The organism is Variovorax sp. S12S4, assembly GCF_023195515.1.
In the GTDB taxonomy this organism is placed as follows: Bacteria; Pseudomonadota; Gammaproteobacteria; order Burkholderiales; family Burkholderiaceae_C; genus Variovorax.
Map to the genome: position 1 here is coordinate 579,321 of NZ_JALPKR020000002.1, position 18,763 is coordinate 598,083.

Annotated in this window: 19 protein-coding genes; 1 reads left to right on the forward strand and 18 read right to left on the reverse strand. The window is 66.8% G+C overall.

Features of this window, described 5'->3' with window-relative positions; genetic code table 11:
- Positions 1 to 12 precede the first annotated feature (12 nt).
- Positions 13 to 675: a PAQR family membrane homeostasis protein TrhA gene (gene trhA, locus M0765_RS03130; protein WP_258501983.1), complete on the forward strand. Its 663-nt coding sequence runs from the start codon at positions 13 to 15 to the stop codon at positions 673 to 675.
- 302 nt (positions 676 to 977) lie between these two features.
- Here trhA and M0765_RS03135 read toward each other — a convergent pair whose 3' ends face one another.
- From M0765_RS03135 to M0765_RS03220, 18 genes are all read right to left on the reverse strand, one after another.
- Complete coding sequence (locus M0765_RS03135; protein WP_258501984.1) at positions 978 to 1,202, reverse strand: SlyX family protein; 225 nt, start codon at positions 1,200 to 1,202, stop codon at positions 978 to 980.
- A 4-nt stretch (positions 1,203 to 1,206) separates the two neighbouring features.
- A complete protein-coding gene (locus M0765_RS03140; protein WP_258501986.1) occupies positions 1,207 to 2,658 on the reverse strand; it encodes an AAA family ATPase in 1,452 nt (483 codons plus the stop codon).
- A 103-nt stretch (positions 2,659 to 2,761) separates the two neighbouring features.
- Positions 2,762 to 5,278 carry an ABC transporter permease gene (locus M0765_RS03145; RefSeq protein WP_258501988.1) on the reverse strand — a complete coding sequence of 839 codons (2,517 nt, stop codon included), beginning with the start codon at positions 5,276 to 5,278 and terminating at the stop codon, positions 2,762 to 2,764.
- Positions 5,279 to 5,349: 71 nt separating this feature from the next.
- On the reverse strand, positions 5,350 to 6,222 hold the full coding sequence (locus tag M0765_RS03150) for a formate dehydrogenase accessory sulfurtransferase FdhD (protein WP_258501989.1): 873 nt from the start codon (positions 6,220 to 6,222) through the stop codon (positions 5,350 to 5,352).
- A complete protein-coding gene (locus M0765_RS03155; protein ID WP_258501991.1) occupies positions 6,219 to 6,635 on the reverse strand; it encodes a hypothetical protein in 417 nt (138 codons plus the stop codon). Before M0765_RS03155 ends, M0765_RS03150 begins: the two co-directional genes overlap by 4 nt.
- A complete protein-coding gene (locus M0765_RS03160) occupies positions 6,632 to 7,852 on the reverse strand; it encodes a formate dehydrogenase subunit gamma (protein ID WP_258501993.1) in 1,221 nt (406 codons plus the stop codon). Before M0765_RS03160 ends, M0765_RS03155 begins: the two co-directional genes overlap by 4 nt.
- Positions 7,853 to 7,863: 11 nt before the next feature.
- Positions 7,864 to 8,118, reverse strand: coding sequence for a hypothetical protein (locus tag M0765_RS03165; protein WP_258501994.1), 255 nt, complete (start codon positions 8,116 to 8,118; stop codon positions 7,864 to 7,866).
- Positions 8,115 to 8,738 (reverse strand): formate dehydrogenase FDH3 subunit beta, encoded by a 624-nt coding sequence (gene fdh3B, locus M0765_RS03170; RefSeq protein ID WP_258501995.1) that lies wholly within the window; start codon positions 8,736 to 8,738, stop codon positions 8,115 to 8,117. Before fdh3B ends, M0765_RS03165 begins: the two co-directional genes overlap by 4 nt.
- 9 nt (positions 8,739 to 8,747) lie before the next feature.
- Positions 8,748 to 11,735, reverse strand: coding sequence for a formate dehydrogenase subunit alpha (locus tag M0765_RS03175; RefSeq protein ID WP_258501996.1), 2,988 nt, complete (start codon positions 11,733 to 11,735; stop codon positions 8,748 to 8,750).
- Between the two features lie 14 nt (positions 11,736 to 11,749).
- A complete protein-coding gene (locus tag M0765_RS03180; protein WP_157615302.1) occupies positions 11,750 to 11,980 on the reverse strand; it encodes a formate dehydrogenase in 231 nt (76 codons plus the stop codon).
- Between the two features lie 111 nt (positions 11,981 to 12,091).
- A complete protein-coding gene (locus M0765_RS03185) occupies positions 12,092 to 12,709 on the reverse strand; it encodes a TorD/DmsD family molecular chaperone (protein WP_258501998.1) in 618 nt (205 codons plus the stop codon).
- Positions 12,706 to 14,844, reverse strand: a complete 2,139-nt coding sequence (locus M0765_RS03190) for a 4Fe-4S dicluster domain-containing protein (RefSeq protein ID WP_258502000.1) — start codon at positions 14,842 to 14,844, stop codon at positions 12,706 to 12,708. The genes M0765_RS03185 and M0765_RS03190 overlap by 4 nt, the downstream gene beginning before the upstream one ends.
- The gene (locus M0765_RS03195) at positions 14,768 to 15,424 is read right to left on the reverse strand and encodes a DUF3306 domain-containing protein (protein ID WP_258502001.1); all 657 of its coding nucleotides are present in this window, start codon (positions 15,422 to 15,424) and stop codon (positions 14,768 to 14,770) included. Before M0765_RS03195 ends, M0765_RS03190 begins: the two co-directional genes overlap by 77 nt.
- Positions 15,417 to 15,986 (reverse strand): DUF3305 domain-containing protein, encoded by a 570-nt coding sequence (locus tag M0765_RS03200; RefSeq protein WP_126748431.1) that lies wholly within the window; start codon positions 15,984 to 15,986, stop codon positions 15,417 to 15,419. The genes M0765_RS03195 and M0765_RS03200 overlap by 8 nt, the downstream gene beginning before the upstream one ends.
- A 37-nt stretch (positions 15,987 to 16,023) precedes the next feature.
- On the reverse strand, positions 16,024 to 16,815 hold the full coding sequence (locus M0765_RS03205) for an ABC transporter ATP-binding protein (protein ID WP_258502002.1): 792 nt from the start codon (positions 16,813 to 16,815) through the stop codon (positions 16,024 to 16,026).
- Positions 16,812 to 17,561 (reverse strand): molybdate ABC transporter substrate-binding protein, encoded by a 750-nt coding sequence (gene modA, locus M0765_RS03210; protein WP_258502003.1) that lies wholly within the window; start codon positions 17,559 to 17,561, stop codon positions 16,812 to 16,814. The genes M0765_RS03205 and modA overlap by 4 nt, the downstream gene beginning before the upstream one ends.
- A gap of 27 nt (positions 17,562 to 17,588) precedes the next feature.
- On the reverse strand, positions 17,589 to 18,272 hold the full coding sequence (modB, locus tag M0765_RS03215; protein ID WP_258502004.1) for a molybdate ABC transporter permease subunit: 684 nt from the start codon (positions 18,270 to 18,272) through the stop codon (positions 17,589 to 17,591).
- Positions 18,273 to 18,381: 109 nt separating this feature from the next.
- A complete protein-coding gene (locus M0765_RS03220; RefSeq protein WP_157615313.1) occupies positions 18,382 to 18,729 on the reverse strand; it encodes a winged helix-turn-helix domain-containing protein in 348 nt (115 codons plus the stop codon).
- Positions 18,730 to 18,763: the final 34 nt, after the last annotated feature.

Consider the following 18,763-nt stretch of genomic DNA (forward strand, 5'->3'; position numbering starts at 1 on the left):
GGCGAAATCGACATGAACTCCGGCAAGCCGACATCCGCAGTGCGTAGCCAGACCACGTTGGAAGAGATCTTCAACGCACTGAGCCACGGCCTCGGCCTGCTGCTGGCCATTGCGTCGCTGCCTGTCCTGGTCTACAGCGCCGCGCAAAGGGGGCAGGCCGCCAGCATCGTCGGTGCCTCGCTCTTCGCGGGAACAGCCATCGTGCTGTATCTCATTTCGACGCTGTACCACGCGTTGCCTACCGGCAAGGCCAAGGCCTGGTTCAACCGACTCGACCATGCGGCGATCTACTTGTTCATTGCGGGCAGCTACATGCCGTTTCTGTTCGGCGTGCTGCGCGGGCCCTGGGGCTGGACGCTGTTCGGAGCCATCTGCGCGGCGGCAGCGCTGGGCGTGGGTGCCAAGCTGTTCAACCGGCTGCAGCATCCGCTGTGGTCGACCGGGCTCTATGTGGCAATGGGCTGGATGGCGCTGATGGCGGCGGTGCCGCTGTACGAACGCATGTCGCCGGCAGGCCTGGGTTGGCTCGTGGCCGGTGGGCTTTTCTATACGGCGGGTGCGGTGGTCTTTTTGTTCGACAACAAGGTGCGGTTTGCGCACTTTGTATGGCACCTGTTCGTGCTGGCCGGAAGTTCTTGCCACTTCTTTGCTGTGCTCTGGCATTCGCACGGCTGATCTTGTCTTGGCGCTGTTGTTCAGGGCGCTGTTGTTCAGGGCGTGTGCAAAGGCCACCGGGTACTCCCCCTCCGCGAATGTCCCCGGGGCTGCGCCCCTCCTCCTTTATTTCGCTGCGCGGAGCACCCGATGCCCTGTGCACTGGGGCACGTCGCTGGTGTACGGCTGATCAACCAGCGCTCTGAACTCGCACCCGCTGGCGGGGTGCCTTGCGCAGCGAAATAAAGGAGGAGCCGAAGGCGGGGGACATTCGCGGAGAAAGGTACCCCGTCGGCGGGTGCGCCGCCCTGAACAACAGGCTCTCAGTAATGCGGCGGCAACTCGTCCCGCAAGCTGCGCGCTGCTCCCTCTTGTCCCGCGTTCTGGCTCTGCTGTTTCAACTGGGTCACCTGAAGAATCAGGCTGTCGATCTGCTGCTGTTGGCGGTAGATCATCATGTTGAGTTGCTCCAGCAGATCGTCCGCGTAACTCGACTTGATCTCGAGTTCGGTCAGCCGCTCTGCAATGTCGTCCGGTAGGTGTTCCATGGCTCTATTGGACAGGAACCGCCGCCAGAGCGCTTTCGTCGACTGGTGCAGCGGCCTCGTTCACCATGCGGCTCAGCATGAGCGCGGCCCGCAATGGATACAGCGTGCGCTCATCTCCCTCTGCCTTGTTGCTCACGATGGTGCCGGTCGAGGGCGCCATGCTGGCCGTGCGCACCGCATCGGGCCGATGAACCGGCACCATGAACGGCGAGTGCGTGGTGTAGATGATCTGGTTGCCGAAGTCCCGCTCGAAGTGCTCGAGTAAGTCGGCCTGCGAGCGCGCATGCAGGTGCAGGCCGGGCTCGTCCAGCAGCAGGATGGCATCGCCTGCACGGCCACCCTTGGTGTCCGCGAAGAAGGTGATGTAGAACGAGAAGAACCATTGAAAGCCGCGGCTGCGCTCGTCGAGGTTCACTTCTACCTCGTAGGCGTCGTCGGGGTCGGACACCAGCGTGTCCATGTACGGTCCGTCGAGGTTGAAGCGCACCTTGAGCTCGCGGTCCTTCCAGAGCCGGCGAATCTCGGAAGTGACGACGGCGCCCGCGCGATTGACGAGCTGGTTGCGCGTGGCCAGGTCGTTCTTGTCCAGCAGGTCTTGCAGTTGCTGCGGGTCGAGCCCGGCCGCCTTGCAGAGTTTTTTGAAGCCCTGCTGCTCGGGCGCCGCCTGGCCCCAGCCCTTGCGCACCAGGTAGTCGGCAATGTTCTGGCGGCCGGGCAGCGCCGGATACTCATCCACGTAGATGAAGCGGGGCAGCTTCTCGAGCACCCACTGCTTTGCCTTCGCGAGCGCCGGCGTGTCGTTGGCAATCGCGCGGGCCATGTCCTCGAGCTCGACCAGCATCTGCTCCTGCTTGTCGCTGAGCTCGGCATCCGCAGCGGCCAGCGCCTTGCGCAAGGTTTGCAGCGCCTTCACTGCGCCTTCCGACCACCGGATGTAGTCGGGGCTCAGGATCATTGCGGCGTCGAAGGCGTCGGCCTCCTGCTCCAGCGTCGCCCTTGCTTCCTCGGCGACTTTCTCGGCCGCGGCCTTTACAGCCGGCACGATCTTGCGGACCTTGCCCTTGATGTCCGACACGTCGAGCGACAGCTCAGCCAAGCCTTCGAGTCCCGTCCAGCGCGCCGTGCCGTAGCCGCGGCCCGCGGTGACGTGCCGCACGTTGGCCGCGCGCGGAAGCATCTCCGCCAGTTCGGCCCACTCGCCCTCGTCGAGGGCCCAGCGTGTAGCGATGACCGGTGTATCGGCCTGGCACTCTTCAAGGCGGCGGTGCCGCGGAAAGTCCTTGATCGGGCTGAGCTCGGTTATGCCTTCAGCGGGGTTCAGGCTGTGCAGCGCACGCAGCAGGTTCGACTTGCCGCTGTCGTTGCGGCCGAGAATTGCCGTGAGCTGTGTGGAATCGATGGAGCCGCTGTCGTTGATCGAGCGAAAGTTGGTGATCTGGAATGACGCCAAGCGCATGTAAGGGGGTTCTCATCGAATGAATGCAGGGCCGGGGAATGTATTGCATTCCCAGGCCCTTCCCGCCCGCGGCTAAAGAAAAAAATCTATCTCTATCAATTACTCACTCGGCCGCGCGCCGCAGCGTATCCACCACCGGCCTGCGCAGCACGTCGCGCAAGCCCCACCATCCCGCGGCCAGCGCCAGCACGGCACCCGCGAGCGCCCCGGCCACCGGAACCACGGGCGATGCGGTCCAGGTGAAGTCGAACACGTAGCGCGCAAGCCCCCAACCGATGACCGAGGCCACGATGCTCGCCAGGAAGCCGGCGAGCAGGCCGACACCGGCCAGCTCGGCGCGCTGCACCTGGCGCAGCAGGCTGGCGCGGGCGCCGACCGCGCGCATCACCGCGAACTCGCGCGCGCGCTCTTCGCGCGTGGCGGTGACCGCGGCAAACAGCACCACAAGGCCCGCCGCAAGCGTGAAGCCGAACAGGAACTCGACCGCGCGAATCACCTGGTCGAGCACGCGCTGCACCTGGTTGATGGTGGCGCTCATGTCCACGTTGGTCACGTTGGGGTAGCTGCGCACCAGCGCGTTGTCGAAGCCACGGGTTTCGGGTGCGCGGAAGGCGCCCATGTAGGTCACGGGCACATCGGGCAATGCGGCCACGGTGTACATCACGAAGAAGTTCGCATGCATCGAACCCCAGTCGACCTTGCGCAGCGAGGTGATGCGTGCGTCGTTCTGCATGCCGCCGATGTCGAAGCGCAGCACGTCGCCCAGCTTGAGGCCGAGCGTTTCGGCCAGGCCTTCTTCCACGCTCACTTCGCCGGGCGCGTCGGGCTTCCACGCACCCGCGACGATGCTGTTGTGCGACGGCGCCTCCACGCTGTTGCTGAGGTTGAACTCGCGGTCCACCAGGCGCTTGGCGCGGTCTTCCACATAGTCGTCAGGCGACACCGGCTTGTCGTTGATGGCCACCAGCCGGCCGCGGATCATCGGGTACCAGTCGAACTTTTTCACGCCCGCATCGCGCAGCGATTTCTGGAACGCCGTGCTCTGGTCGGGCATGACGTTGATGACGAAGCGGTTCGGTGCATCGGGCGGCGTGGCCTTGCGCCAGCTCGCAACCAAATCGGTGCGCAGCAGCACCAGCAGCACCAGCGCAAGCAGGCCGACTGCCAGCGCGCTCACTTGGACCACGGCGTACGCCGGCCGCGCCGAGATCTGGCGCGTGGCCAGCACCAGCCAGCGCGGCGCGGTGGTTTCGTTGACGCTGCGGCGCAGCACCTTCACAGCGAGCCAACTCAGCAGTGCGAACACGGCCACGGCGCCCGCAAAGCCGCCGACGGCGATCAGGCCCAGCTTCAGGTCGCTGCTGGCCGCGATCAGCAAGGCCGCAAAGCCGGCCACGCCGATGCCCAGCACCGCGAGCGACGCGGGCTTGAGCCCGCCGACATCGCGCCGGATCACCCGCAGCGGAGGCACCTTGGCCAATTGAAGCACCGGCGGCAGGCCGAAGGCGAACAGCAGCGTGAGCCCCATGCCCAGGCCGAACGCCACGGGCCACAAGGTGGCCGCCGGCAGCGCCGTTTCCACGAGCCCCGCAAGCAGCACGACGAACACGTAGTGCACGGCAAAGCCGATGGCCACGCCGAGGCCGCTGGCGACGATGCCGACGACCGCGAATTCGAACGAATACGCCATGGCGATGGTGCGCTGGCTCTGGCCGAGCACGCGCAGCATGGCGCAGTCATCGAGATGATTGGCCGCAAAGCCGCGCGCGGCCAGCGCCACGGCCACGGCCGAGAGCAGCGCCGCTAGCAGCGCGACCAGGCTCAGGAATTTCTCGGCCCGGTCCAGCGTCTGGCGCATTTCGGGGCGCCCGCCTTCGAAGGAGTCGAGCCGCACGCCGCGCATTTCGCCCTTCTTGATGGTGGCCTCGGCCCAGTCGGAAAAGCGCTTGACGTCTGCATCGTCTCCGGCCACGGCATAGCGGTAGCCCACCCGGCTGGCGGGCTGCACGAGGCCGGTGCGCGGCACGTCGGCCTGGTTGAGCATGACGCGCGGCGAAAAGCTCATGAAGCCAGCGCCCCGGTCGGGTTCGAGCGTGATGACGCGTCCGATGCGCAGGCTGCTGTCGCCAAGAAGAAGCATGTCTCCCACCTTGAGCGCGAGCGAATCGAGCAGCGAGGCATCGACCCAGACCTCGCCCGCCGGGGGAATGTCGCGCGTGATGCTGCCGGGTGCATCGGCGGCATTCGCGGTTTGCAGGTTGCCGCGCAATGGGTAGCCCGCGGTCACGGCTTTCAGCGCCACCAGCTTGCTGGCACCGCCCTGGGCGTCGTCGGCCCGCGCCATGGTGGGAAAGCCGTAGGTGCTGGTGCCCTGGAGCCCGTACGTGCGTGCCTGCGCGATGAAGGCCTCGGGCGTGGGGTTGTCGCTCACTATCACCGCGTCGCCGCCGAGCAGCTGCCGCGCATCGCGCTGCAAGCCTCCCTGCAATCGGTCGGCAAAGAAGCCGACGGCCGTGAGTGCGGCCACGGCCAGCAGCACGGCAACGATCAAGAGGCGCAGTTCGCCGGCGCGCAAATCGCGCCAGAGGGTGCGCCAGCCAAGGCGGAGGGAGGCATTCATGGGCGAGACGATAGCCGACGCGGGCGCGCCGGCGCCTTTCAGGGACTTACCGCGAATAGGGAGAACAGCCCTTAGGCCGGATTGCGGCGCGCGAGTTCCGGCTGCAGCACGAGCCGGTCGACACCCGCATAGCAGACGAAGTGCCGGTTGGTGGCACGGCCAATGGCGCACAGGCCGACGCGCGTGGCCACCTCGTGGCCCATTTGCGTGATGCCGCTGCGCGAAACCACGATGGGCACGCCCATCTGTGCCGACTTGATCACCATTTCGCTGGTGAGCCGGCCTGTCGTGTAGAAAACGCGGTCGCCCGCCAGAGCGCCCGCCGGCTGCATGGCGCACCAGCCCGCAATGGTGTCGATGGCGTTGTGCCGGCCCACGTCTTCGACGAAGCAGTGCATCGTCGCCTCGGTACCGCCGGGCTCCAGCGTGAACAGCGCACACCCGTGCACCGAACCGGCCGACTTGTAGGTGCTCTCCTGGAGCCGGATGGCGTTGACCAGCGCATAGAGCTGCGCCTGCGTCATGCGGGTGGGCGGCAGCCGGAGCTTGTCGATGTCGGCCATCAAATCGCCGAACACGCTGCCCTGGCCGCAGCCGGTGGTCACCACCTTTTTCGCGGTGCGCTCTTCGATGCGGTCGATGCCGGCGTGCGTCTTGACCGCCGCGGCGCCCACTTCCCAGTCGACCGTGACCGACTCGACGTCAGCGGCCGATTCGATCAGGCGCTGGTTCAGCAGGTAGCCCAACACCAGCAGTTCGGGCTGGGCGCCGAGCGTCATCAGCGTGACCAGCTCGCGCCGGTCCACATACACCGTGAGATCGCGCTCGGCCGGAATGGACACGGTGCCATGGGCGCCATGCTCATCGACGACCGCGACCTCGCGCGTGAGCGCGGCGCGGGCCTGGGTAAGACGGGGAAGCTGCAACGGCAAACGCGTCGTCACTGCGCCTTGGGCGTGGGATTGACGGTGGCGGCCGGCTGGTTGGTGCTGGGTGGCGATGCGGCCGTGGGGGCCGGCGAATGCGCGCCCGAAACCTCGAGCGGCTTGGCCTGTTCCACCGGCGGCGCAAAGGCGAAAGGCCCGGGGTCGGCACAAGGCGGCGTTGCGGCGGCCGTGGGCACCGGCTTGCCGGCCGCTGCCGCACTGGCGCGGTACTTCGCGGCCACGCGGTCCTGCGCCAGGCAAAGCTTGTACGAATCGACCTTGCCGCTCCAGGCCGTCCTGGCGGCGGTTTCAGCGGCCTTGGCCTTGGCCTCGGGCGTGGCGGGCGGCGGCGGCAGCTTGGCCCATGCCACGGGCGCGGCCAGCGCGAATACCAGCGCGGAAAGTTTCAGCGACACAGACAGCTTCTTCATGAGGACGTTCCTTCGGCGGGCCGCGGTGCCCGCACTGCGACGGGTGCCGACGCATCGGCCGGAACCGTGCGCTGCGCGGGGATCTTGCCCGCGGCAATGTCGTCGTACCAGAGTTCGTGGTGTTCCTTGGCCCAGGTCTCGTCGACGTAGCCGGTGCGCATGGCCTTGTAGGCGCCCGTCATGCCCAGCGTGCCGATGTAGATGTGGCCCATGATCATCGCCATCATCAGCAGCGTTGCAACGCCGTGGATCATGTGCGCCACCTGCATCTCGCCGCGGGTGTAGACGAAGCCGGGCAGCAGCTTGTCGAGGAAGAGCCCCGAGCCGATGACGAAGAGACCGAGGAACAGCACGCCGCCCCAGAAGACCAGCTTCTCGCCCGCGTTGAAGCGGTGCGAAGGCACTTCCTTGCCGCCGAAGAGGCCGCCGAAACGCGCAAGCCATTTCAGGTCCATCGCGCGCGGAATGTTGTCGCGGATGAAGGTGAACACCATGAACACCGTCGTCACCACGAACAGCGGGCCGACGAAGTTATGGACGTTCTTGAGCGCGTAGGTGATCCAGCCGAACAGCGTCAAGCCCATCCACGGCAAGAGGAAGAACTTGCCGAACGCCATCACGATGCCGGAGATGGCGAGCGTGACGAACGCGATGGCGTTCGACCAATGCGTGGCCCGTTCGAACGGTGTGAAGCGCTCGATCTTGCGGCCGGTTTCCTGGCCGTGCAGGCGAATGGGCCCGCGCGTGAAATAGAAGATGGCAAGCGCCAGCAGCGTGACGAACAACAGCGCCGCGCCGTAGGGAATGAGCCAGTCGTTGCGCACCTGGCGCCAGGCTTCGCCGGCATTGGTGAAGCGCGAGCCGGGGTACTGCACGAACGGCTGGATCAGGTTGCCGGCTTCAGGCGCCTCGCTTTTCGGCAGGCTGCTGTAGCCGGTGACGCCCTGCCCCACCTGCCGCCACATGGGCGCGTTGTTGCCGGGCTGCACCTTCATGCGCTCGCCGTTGGTCTGGTTCGCGTAGTTGGGGTCGGCACTCGCTTCGGGCTTGACCTCGAAGATGTTCTGGCTGCGAACGCCGCCGGCGGGCGCCGGCGCGGCGGCTGCAGCAGGAGCAGCGGGTGCGGACGTCGTTCCAGGGGCGGCCGGCGGCTGCGCCTGCGCGAAGGCCGTACCCAGCGCGGCAAGAAGAACGAGAGCGGTCAGCGCTTGCTTCATGGGCTCTCCGTTCAGTTCTCTTTGTTGTATTCGTTCTGCCCGTTTTGCGTGCGGGTCTTGAGCTGCTGCTGCCAGGCGGTCTTGTCGCCGACCTTCCAGTCGGGCGCGGTGAACACCGTGCCGGCGTTCTCCTTGGTGCCGGTGCCGGTCCAGGGAGCAGCGTCGTGCTTCACGCCCTGCGCATTGGTCTGCGGCTTCTCGCCGCAGGCCGCAAGACACGTTGCGACCAGCGCAGCGCCCACGACGATGAGGCCCTGCCGCTTCACTTCTGCACCCCGTTCACCGGCGGCTTGCCGGCCTGCTGCGAACCGTAGGCGGTGCCCCAGCCCCAGACTTCGGCGCCCTTGCCGCGCTGGACCACGCGGGTGCGGAAGATGTCGGCCACCACGTCGCCATCACCGGCCAACAATGCTTTGGTCGAGCACATTTCGGCACAGGCCGGAAGCTTGCCCTCAGCCAGCCGGTTGCGGCCGTACTTTTCGAACTCGGCTTCCGAGCCGTTGGCCTCGGGGCCGCCGGCGCAGAAGGTGCACTTGTCCATCTTGCCGCGCACGCCGAAGGTGCCTTGCGACGGGAACTGCGGCGCGCCGAACGGGCAGGCGTACGAGCAGTAGCCGCAGCCGATGCACACGTCCTTGTCGTGCAGCACCACGCCTTCGTCGGTGCGGTAGAAGCATTGCACCGGGCACACGGCCATGCAGGGCGCGTCGGAGCAGTGCATGCAGGCCACCGAGATCGATTTCTCGCCCGGCACCCCGTCGTTCAGCGTGACCACGCGGCGGCGGTTCACGCCCCAGGGCACTTCGTTCTCGTTCTTGCAGGCAGTGACGCAGCCGTTGCATTCGATGCAGCGTTCCGAGTCGCAGACAAATTTCATTCGTGCCATGGTGCTTCCTTATGCCTTTTCCACATTGCAGACCGTGGTCTTGGTCTCTTGCATCATGGTCACGCTGTCGTAACCGTAAGTCGTGCCGGTGTTGATGGCCTCGCCGCGTACCACCGGGGCGGCGCCCGCCGGGTAATAGCCCAGCATGTCGGCGCCCTGCCAATGGCCCGAGAAGTGGAACGGCATGAAGACCGTGTCGGGCCCCACGCGCTCGGTGACCAGGGCCTGCACGTTGAGCTTTGCGCCGGTGGGCGTGTGCACCCAGGCGCGCTCGCCGTTGCGAATGCCCTTCTCGGCCGCGACCTTCGGGTTGATCTCGATGAACATCTCCTGCTGCAGTTCCGCCAGCCAGGGGTTCGAACGGGTTTCCTCACCGCCGCCTTCGTACTCGACGAGCCGGCCCGAGGTCATCACGTACGGGAATTTCTCGTGCACCTTGTCGGCGATGTTCTTCTGCTGCACGGTCTTGTAGAGCGTGGGCAGGCGCCAGAACGCCATCTTGTCGTCGTGCGTCGGGTACTTGGCCATCAGGTCGGGCCGGTTGCCGTACAGCGGCTCGCGGTGCTGCGGAATGGCGTCCGGGAAGTTCCAGACCACTGCGCGCGCCTTGGCGTTGCCGAACGGATGGCAGCCGTGGTTCTTCATGAACACGCGGATCATGCCGCCCGAGCTGTCGGTCTTCCAGTTCTTGCCCTCGGCCTTCGGCTTCTCGGCCTCGGTGAGCTCGTCCCACCAGCCCAGCTTCTTGAGCAGCATGTGATCCAGCTCAGGGTAGCCGGTGGTGATGTCGGCGCCCACCGAATGCGAGCCGTCTTCGGCCAGCAGGTTCTTGCCGTCGCGCTCCACGCCGAAGTTCGCGCGGAAGTTGCCGCCGCCTTCCATCACGTGCTTGGACGTGTCGTACAGGTTGGGCGAACCCGGGTGCTTGAGCTCGGGCGTGCCGTAGCAGGGCCACGGCAGGCCGAAGTAGTCACCGGTGAGGTCGTAGCCGTTGACCTTGTCCTTCACGCCGGCCTTCACCTTGAGCGTGCGCACGTCGAAGGCGCCCATGTTGCGCATGTGCGCCTGCAGGCGCTCGGGGCTCTGGCCGGTGTAGCCGACGGCCCAGCAGGTCTTGTTGATTTCGCGCAGGATGTCGTCGGGCAAGGGCTCGTCCATGCCCTTGACCTTCTGCATCTTGTAGTTCTTGCTCAGTTCCTTGCCAAAGCCCAGGCGGTCGGCGAACTGCTGCATGATCATGTGGTCGCTGCGGCTCTCCCAAAGCGGCTCGATCACCTTCTCGCGCCACTGGATCGAGCGGTTCGAGGCCGTGACGGAACCGCTGGTCTCGAACTGCGTGCAAGCGGGCAGCAGGTAGACGGCGCGGTTGGGATTCTGGTCTTCCGGCCGGCCGGGCATGGCGGCCATGGCGGCCGTGGCCGACGGATACGGGTCGACCACCACGAGCAGGTCGAGCTTGTCCATGGCGCGCTTCATCTCGAGACCGCGGGTCTGCGAGTTGGGCGCATGGCCCCAATAGAACACGCCGCGAAGGTTCGAGTCCTGGTCGATCAGCTCGTTCTTCTCGAGCACGCCGTCGATCCAGCGCGACACGGTGATGCCGGGCTTGGTCATCATCGCGGGCGATGCGAAGCGGCCCTTGATCCATTCGTAGTCGACGCCCCAGGTGGCGGCAAAGTGCCTCCACGAGCCTTCGACGATGCCGTAGTAGCCGGGCAGCGAGTCGGGGTTGGGGCCCACGTCGGTCGCGCCCTGCACGTTGTCGTGGCCGCGGAAGATGTTGGTGCCGCCGCCCGACTTGCCCACGTTGCCGAGCGCCAGCTGCAGGATGCACGATGCGCGCACGATCGCGTTGCCGATGGTGTGCTGCGTCTGGCCCATGCACCAGACCACGGTGCCCGGGCGGTTTTCGTTGAGCCAGGTGGCAACCTTGAGCACCTGCGCCTCTTTCACGCCGCAGGCCTCCTCGACCTTGTCCGGCGTCCACTTGGCCAGGACCTCTTCGCGCACTTTTTCCATGCCGAAGACGCGGTCGTTGATGTACTGCTTGTCTTCCCAGCCGTTCTTGAAGATGTGGTGCAGGATGCCGAACAGGAAGGCGATGTCGGAGCCCGAGCGGATGCGCACGTACTCGTCGGCCTTGGCCGCCGTGCGCGTGAAGCGCGGGTCGACCACGATCATCTTGCAGCCGTGCTCCTTGGCATGGAGCATGTGCAGCATGCTGACGGGGTGGGCCTCGGCCGCGTTGGAGCCGATGTACATGGCCACCTTGGCGCCGCGCATGTCGTTGTACGAATTGGTCATGGCGCCGTAGCCCCATGTATTCGCCACGCCCGCAACGGTGGTCGAGTGGCAGATGCGCGCCTGGTGGTCGCAGTTGTTGCTGCCCCAGAAGCTCACGAACTTGCGCAGCAGGTACGACTGCTCGTTGCTGTGCTTGGACGAGCCGATCCAGTAGACCGAGTCGGGGCCGCTAGCCTGCCGCAGGTCTTTCAGCCTGGCCGTGATCTCGGTGAGCGCGGTGTCCCAGCTGATGCGCTCGTACTTGCCGTTGACCAGCTTCATCGGGTAGCGCAGCCGGTACTCGCCATGGCCGTGCTCGCGCAGCGCGGCGCCCTTGGCGCAGTGCGCGCCCAGGTTGATGGGCGAGTCGAACACCGGCTCCTGCCGCACCCACACGCCGTTCTCGACCACGGCGTCGGAGGCGCAGCCTACCGAGCAGTGCGAGCACACCGTGCGCTTGATTTCAACCTTGCCGGCGCCCACCGCGGTGGGACGGGCATCGCCTGCCGCCTCGGCCTTGCGCATCAGCGTGAGCTGGCCGGCAGCCAGCCCCACGCCCACGCCGAGCCCGGAGCGGCGCAAAAAGGCACGCCGGTCCATGGTGGGCAGCGCGCCCGAAAGGCCGCGCCGCAGGCTGTGAATGAACGGAGAAGACTCGCGTTCCCCTTGCCGCGACACGCTGTTCGCGGGGGTCGTTTTCTTGGTCAGCAACATCGTGGGTGTCCGCTTCAGGCCGAAGCGGTCTTGTAGTAGTGCTTGACGTGTTCGCTGAGCGAATAGCCGCCGCCTTTTTCAGGCGCGGGCTTCAGCTCGGGAGCGGCAGCCTCGACGGCTGCGGGGGCCTCGGCCACCTTGGGAAGCACCGAAACCGCGGCGACCGCGGCACCTGCGGTGGCGGCGCCAAAAAAGAAACCTCGACGCGAGGCCGGCTTGATACCGGCCGCTTGGCTGTCCTGCATGTGATCTCCAGGAGTGGCTGGGGGCAAATCAGATGTGAACTGATCTTCGTACATCTGGATACTAGTCTAGACCCTAATTTCTAACAATCGTATTTCTACGGAGCAAAAAGCTCAGTCGAGCATGTCGAAGCCCTGGACTTCGACCTCGGCAAAAGCGCGGGTGAAACCCGCCAGGGACGCATAGAAATGCGCCTTCGGATGTTGCGCGACCGCGTCGCACAAGGTCGGCAGCCAGGACTGCAGGTGCGCCGCAAAAAACGCCTGCTGCTGCGCGAGGTTGGACACCGCCGCGTCGTCACCGGCAATAAGGTAGCGCATCACCTCGAACAGGCAGGCGACGTGGTCTTCGCTTTCGGACACAGCCTCGTCCCGCGCGAGGCCCAGCCGTGCCAAGTCGGTGCGCAGCTGCGCCAACGGCTTGTCGTTGAGAAAGCCGCTCAGGTAGTGCGAGCCGAACAGGTAGACCTCGGGCTTGCCCATGCCGCCGAAGAGCACGTCGTATTCGGCATGCACCGCGGTGGCATCGGTGCCGCGCGCCGTGCCGACCAGCTGGCGCCAGGGCTCCTCGAGGAAGGCACCGGCTGCCGGCGCCTCGGTGGGCGCCACGCTGAAGGCGCCGAGCAGCTCGGCGTCGGGCGCGGCGTACCAGAGGCGCGCGAGCAGGCCGTAGACCTCGGCACGCGCAATCTCCTCGTCGAGCGCGGAGGTCATCGGAGGAAACTGGCTCATAGCTGCGTGATCTTCATTTCGTTTTGCGCGCTGTACAGGTCGATGACCCGGCAGTCGCTGCACATCTTGAGCCGCTCGAGCGCCTCGCCCTGGAACATGGCGTGGCCCGCCAGCTTGCCGAGCATCGCTTCGATGGCCTTCTGCGTGCCGAAAGGCTTGCTGCAGCGGATGCAGGCCCAGGGCTTGGCCTCATTGAGCACCACGGGCTGCTTGCGCTCGGGGGCGGCCAGGAGGCGCGGCACGAGCGCAATCGCGTTTTCGGGGCAGGTGGTTTCGCACAGGCCGCACTGCACGCAGTTCTTTTCGATGAACCGAAGCTGCGGCGCGTTCTGGTTGTCTTGCAGCGCGCTGGCGGGGCAGGCGCTCACGCAGGCCAGGCACAGCGTGCAGGTGTCCTTGTTGACTGTGATCGCGCCGAAGGGAGAACCGGCGGGCAGGGGGATTGAGAGGGGTGCGGCGGCATCGTTCGATGGCGCCGCGAGCACGGGCGCTTGCGCCATCAGGTGGTCGAGCGTCATCTCCAGAGTGCCGCGCTTTTCCCCGCCGACGGCAAAGCGTGCCGCGGTGACCGGCACGCGCTGCCGCGTGGCGCGCAGGCCAGCCAGGGCCGCATCGAGCGCGGCCGGTGTGGCGGCGTCGATCAGGTGGAAATGCGTTCCGGTGTAGCCCAGGCCCGTGAGCAGCGCCTGTGCAACGGCCATCTGCTTCTTCAGCGCATCGAGGTATTGCGGCGCTTCCTCCCCGGTGGAGAGCACCGCCACTTGCGAGGCCCCGAAGGCGATGGCGCTGAGCCAAAGGTCGATGCCGGTGCTGGCAACATGCATCAGCGCCACCGGCAGCACATGCGCGGGCACGCCGGCCAGGCCGTCGCGCTTGCCGCGCCCGAGCTGCGCCGCGCGGCCGAGTTGTTCGACGAGCGCCTGCCCGCCCTCTTCGTTGTGCAGCAGCACCGCGGCATCGCGGCCGCCGGCTCCCGTGTAGGTAGACAGCAGCGTGCGCAGCTTGCGGCCCTGGTCGGGCGTGCGCGGGTAGGTGTAGCCCAGCGCGCCGGTCGGGCACACGGTGGTGCAGGCGCCGCACCCCACGCACAGCTGCGGATTGACGACGATGCGCTGGCGCTCCTTGTCGCTGGAGATGGCATGCGCCGAGCACACTTCGACGCAGGCGTTGCAGCCCACCACCTCATTGCGGCTGTGGGCGCAGAGCTTCTGCTTGTAGTCGAAGAACTTGGGCTTCTCGAACTCGCCCACCATTTCGCGCAGGCGAAGCAGGGTCGACAAGCCTTCGGCATGCGCGAGCCCACCCGCCAGGTGGAAATAGCCTTGCGGCGGCGCATGCCAGTCGATCAGCGCGTTGACGCCCAGGTCGAGCACCAGGTCGAAATCCGCATCGAGCGCCTCGGGCGCGCGGCTGAAGTTGATGGCGCCGGCCACGGTGCAGGCCTTTTCGCAGTCGCGGTGCGAGCCGCATTTCGCCAGATCGATCTGGTAGTCGAGGCCGATCGCCTGGTCGGGGCAGGCGCCCAGGCAGGCGTTGCAGCGCGTGCACAGGTCGAGGTCGATGGGGTTGTCGCGTGTCCAGCGCAGCGAGAACTTGCCCAGCCAGCCTGTGAGCGAGCCGATGCGCCCCGCCATCACGGGCCAGCGGCGCTCCTGCGCGCCGCCGGCGGCACCCGGGCCGGTGGAAAAGATGGAGACCTGCAGCGAATCCGCCACCAGCGCCGCGGCCTTCTCGGCCTGGTCGAGCGGGCCGACGATCAGCAGCCGGCCCTGGCTCACGTAGCTCACCGTCGAGACCGGCTCGGGCTCGGGCAGGTGAGCCAGCGCCAGCAAGGCGGCAATCTTCGGGCTGGCGTTCTTCGCGTCGCGGCTCCAGCCGCCGGTCTCGCGGATGTTCACGAAGCGGATCGGCGAGGTCGCGCCTTCGGTCTGTTCGGCCAGCTCGGTGAACAGCTTGCGCTCCTGCGTGCAAGCGACCACCACGTCGTCGCCCGAACGGATGGCGCGCTGGAAAGCGGGCGCCTCGCGGCGGCACAGGGTGGAGTGAAGGGGCAGCGACTCAGCCAGCGCCGCGCCGAGCGTCTTCGGCTCGAGCGGCATCGTCTGGTTGCAGTCGCAGATCAGCGTTGTGGTCATCGGTCTTCTGGCTTGCGGGCTGCGCGTCGGCAACCTGCTGGCTGGGGAGGGAGTCTCCCGGGTGCTCTGACTGTGCCACGTCCGTGGGCGCAGCGTCTTGCGGGGTTTCCGCTGATTTTCCGGCAGTTTCCTGCGCTTCTTTCTCTTCCTCCTCGTCGTCGAACAGCTTGAGGAACTTGGCGCTCGCCATCTGGCGCAGCACGCTGTCCGGAATCGGCGTCGACTCGGAGTAGTCGTCTATATAAGTGTCCATGCCGTCCATCACGTTGAACTGCGGGTCGGCAAAGAGCTTCTTGAAGGCGGTGTTCTTCACCTCGGGTGCGACGTTCCTGCCAACGAAGGGGCGGAAGTCGGACTCGGGCGTGAGCGCCTGGGCATCGGCCAGAGTGGGCTGAGGGGTTTCGGGCGGGTTTTCAGCTGGAAGGCCGGCCGCTGCTTCAGGCGCAGCGGGCACGGGCATGGCGGTTCCGGCGACCGCATCGGCGGGCTTTTCGGCCTCTTGCGCAACGGCGGGAGCCGGCGCCTCTTCGCGGGCTTCCTTCTTGCGCCGCGACCAGCGGTCGAAAAAATTCTCAGGCATCGCCTGCTCCGCGTCCGCGCTTTTTCTCGGTCGACACGCTGGCCGCGTTGCCGAAGCGGTCGACCAGCGGGCGGAAACTCTCAGGCCGCTTGCGGCGCTTGGGCTCGATCACGTAGTGCGCCTGCACGAAATCGCGCATCCACTCGATCACCTCTTCGGGCGCGGGCACCTGCTCGACCGTTTCCTGCGCGTCGAGCCAGCGGCCGGCCTCGTTGTAGCTGAGGCTCACCACCACCGGCCGTGCCAGCGGCTCGTCGGCGATGGTGGGCTCTTCTTCCATGCGCCACAACACGAACCAGCAGGGCGCGGGCGTGGTGGCATTCAGGTGGTAACCCTCGACGTCGTCGCGGAACAGCTCGGTCTTGAAGCCCGGGTGCAGCCAGCGCTGCGCGCTCTCGCTGGCTTCGAGCAGGCGCGGCTCGGTGCCGAAACCGGGCTGGTCGGGGCCGACGCTTTCGAGAATCCAGCGCCAGGATTGCCAACGGCTGTCGACGCGCTCACGGCGCATCACGACGGCAACGTCAATGGAAGGATTCATCCGCCGATCGTAGCGCCGCCGCATGCCGCTTTCGCGCCGAGGGTCATCCGCGCCGACTGGCTCAGGCGCCGGATGTGCCGTGCAGCAACAGGCTGCGCAGTTTTCGGTGCAGTGGCGTGGCTTCCGCGGCCGGCACGCCGCCCACTTCACGCAGCGCGAAATCGCGGCTTTCGGCGTTGTGCAGGTCGATCTCCCGCACCACCTGGCCGTTGTTGTAGACGAAGGCCACATCGGCCAGGGCCAGCACGTCTTCGATGTCGTGCGTGATCATCAGCACCGGAATGCCCCACTGGCGGCGCACCTGGGCCAGTTCGTTGCGCAGTTCGCTGCGCAGCATGGGGTTGAGCGCGGCAAAGGGCTCGTCGAGCAGCAGCACCTGCGGTTGGCAGGCCAGCGCGCGGGCCAGCGCCACCCGCTGCTGCTGGCCGCCCGAGAGCTTTTGCGGCCGGCTGTCGGCCAGCGCCGCGAGGCCGAAACCTTCGAGCAGCGACTGCACCATGTCGGCCTCGCGCGGCGGCAGCTTGCGCCGGTGCCATGCGGTCAGGCCGAAAGCCACGTTTTCGCGCACCGAGAGGTGCGGAAACAGCGCGTAGTTCTGGAACAGGTAGCCGATGCGCCGCTCCGGCGTGGGCACGTCGATGCGGTGGGCCGAGTCGTAGAGCGTGCGGCCGTCGAGCCGCACATGGCCCTCGGAGGGATGCAGCAGCCCCGCGATGGCCTGCAGCGTGAGCGTCTTTCCCGCGCCCGAGGGACCGTACAGCGCGGCAAAAGGCACGTCGGTCGCGAAGCGCGCCGCCAGGTCGAAGCGGCGCGTGCCGTCGGTGACCGTGAGCTTCAGGTCGACGTCGATCATGGCCTGGTGAACCCGTAGCGCGCGAAGACTTCGCGCGCGGCATCGCTGGAAAGAAAGGCGATGAAGTCTGCGCCCAATGCCTTCTGCCTGCTGTCGGCCACCACGGCGACAGGGTAGGTCACGGGCGTGTGGCCTGCGGGCGCGAACGCAACCTTGACCTTGTCGCCCGCCATGGCCGCGTCGGTGCGGTAGACGAACCCGGCCTCGACCTCGCCGCGGGCCACATAGTCGAGCACCTGGCGCACGCTGTCGGCCTGCACGAACTTGGGCTCGAGCACGCTCCAGAGCCCGGCCCCCTCCAGCACCTGCCGCGTGTAGCGGCCGACCGGCACGGTCGCCGTCTTGCCGATTGCGATTTTTCGGACACCCGCGCCGGCAAGGTCCTGCAGCGATTTCACGCCGGCCGCGTCCCTGAGCGGCTCGACCAACACCAGGCTGTTGCCGGCGAAGTTGCGGCGCGTATCCGCGTCGACGAGCTTCTGTACCGCGGCACGGTCCATGGTTTCCTGGTCGGCGCTCGCGAACACGTCGACCGGCGCGCCCTGTGCGATCTGCTGCAGCAGCACGCCCGAGGCCGCAAAGTTGAAGCGCACCCTGGCGCCCGGCTTCGCGGCTTCGAACCTGGGGCCCAGCTCCTTGAATGCGTCCGTCAGGCTGGCCGCAGCGGACACGGTGATCTGCTGCGCTGCCGCGGCCAGCGGCAGTGCCATGGCCAGGAGAAGAGAAAGAAGGCGGAGCGGGCGCATGTGGTTTTCGGGTTGGGGAGGGTCCGCTCAGCGCAGCGAGAAGAACCGATTCGACAGCACCAGCACGGTGATCGACAGCAGCGAGGTCACCGCCACCAGCAGCAATGCCAGGTCGTCGTTGCCGGATTGCGCGGCGTCGTAGATCGCCATCGACAGGGTCTGGGTCTGCTTGGGAATGGAACCCGCCACCATGAGCGAGGCACCGAATTCACCCATCGCCCGTGCAAACGCGAGCAGCGTGCCGGCCAGGATGCCGGGCCAGGCCAGCGGCAGCGTGACGCGCACGAACACGGAAAACGGCGACTGGCGCAGCGTGCTGGCAGCAGCTTCGAGCGAGCGGTCCACGCCCGCGAACGCGGCGCTGGCCGACTTGAGCACCAGCGGCAGCGCCACCACGGCCGACGCGACGACGGCGCCATGCCAACTGAAGATGATGCTGTAGTCGAAATGCTCGCGCAGCCAACTGCCGAGCGGGCTGTGGCGCCCCGCCGCCACCAGGATGGCATAGCCGATGACGGTGGGCGGCAGCACCAGCGGCAGCATGAACACGGCTTCGAGCACCGAGCGGCCCGGAAAACGCTTGCGCGCGAACACCCAGCCGAGCGCCACGCCGGCAACGAGCGCCAGCAGGGTCGCGACCGAGGCCACCTTGAGCGACAGCACCAGCGGAAACCAGTCGGTCGAGGCGATGAGGGCGTGCGTCGTATTCATGAAGATACAACGCAATTGTTGCACGAACGCCCTTTCCCCTCGGCGAGGCCTCTGTGGAAGGTACGGGAAGACAGCGCCGATATCCTTCCGGATACAGCGCGGGAACGAATCAGGGCGCGAGCAGGCGCGTCAGCGCGCGGACGTCTGCCGCCGTGGCCAGGCGCGCGGCATTCTCGATGGCGCGGTAGTGCTTGACGATTTCCTCACCCACGGGCGTGAGCGCGGTGCCGCCGCCGCGCGAGCCGCCCGCCGCGGTGTTCACGGCCGGGGAACTGAGGGCGTTGTTCATCTCGTCGATGAGCATCCAGGCCCGCCGGTACGACATGCCCAGCTTGCGCGCCGCGGCCGAGATCGAGCCGGTCTCCGCCACGGCTTCCAGCACGTCGATCTTGCCGGGGCCGAAGGCGATGCTGTCGTCCCTGTAGATGCGAAGGCGGAACTGGACTCTGGTTTTCATGCCGGTGATGGTGAGCGGTGCGGGAGAGATGAGC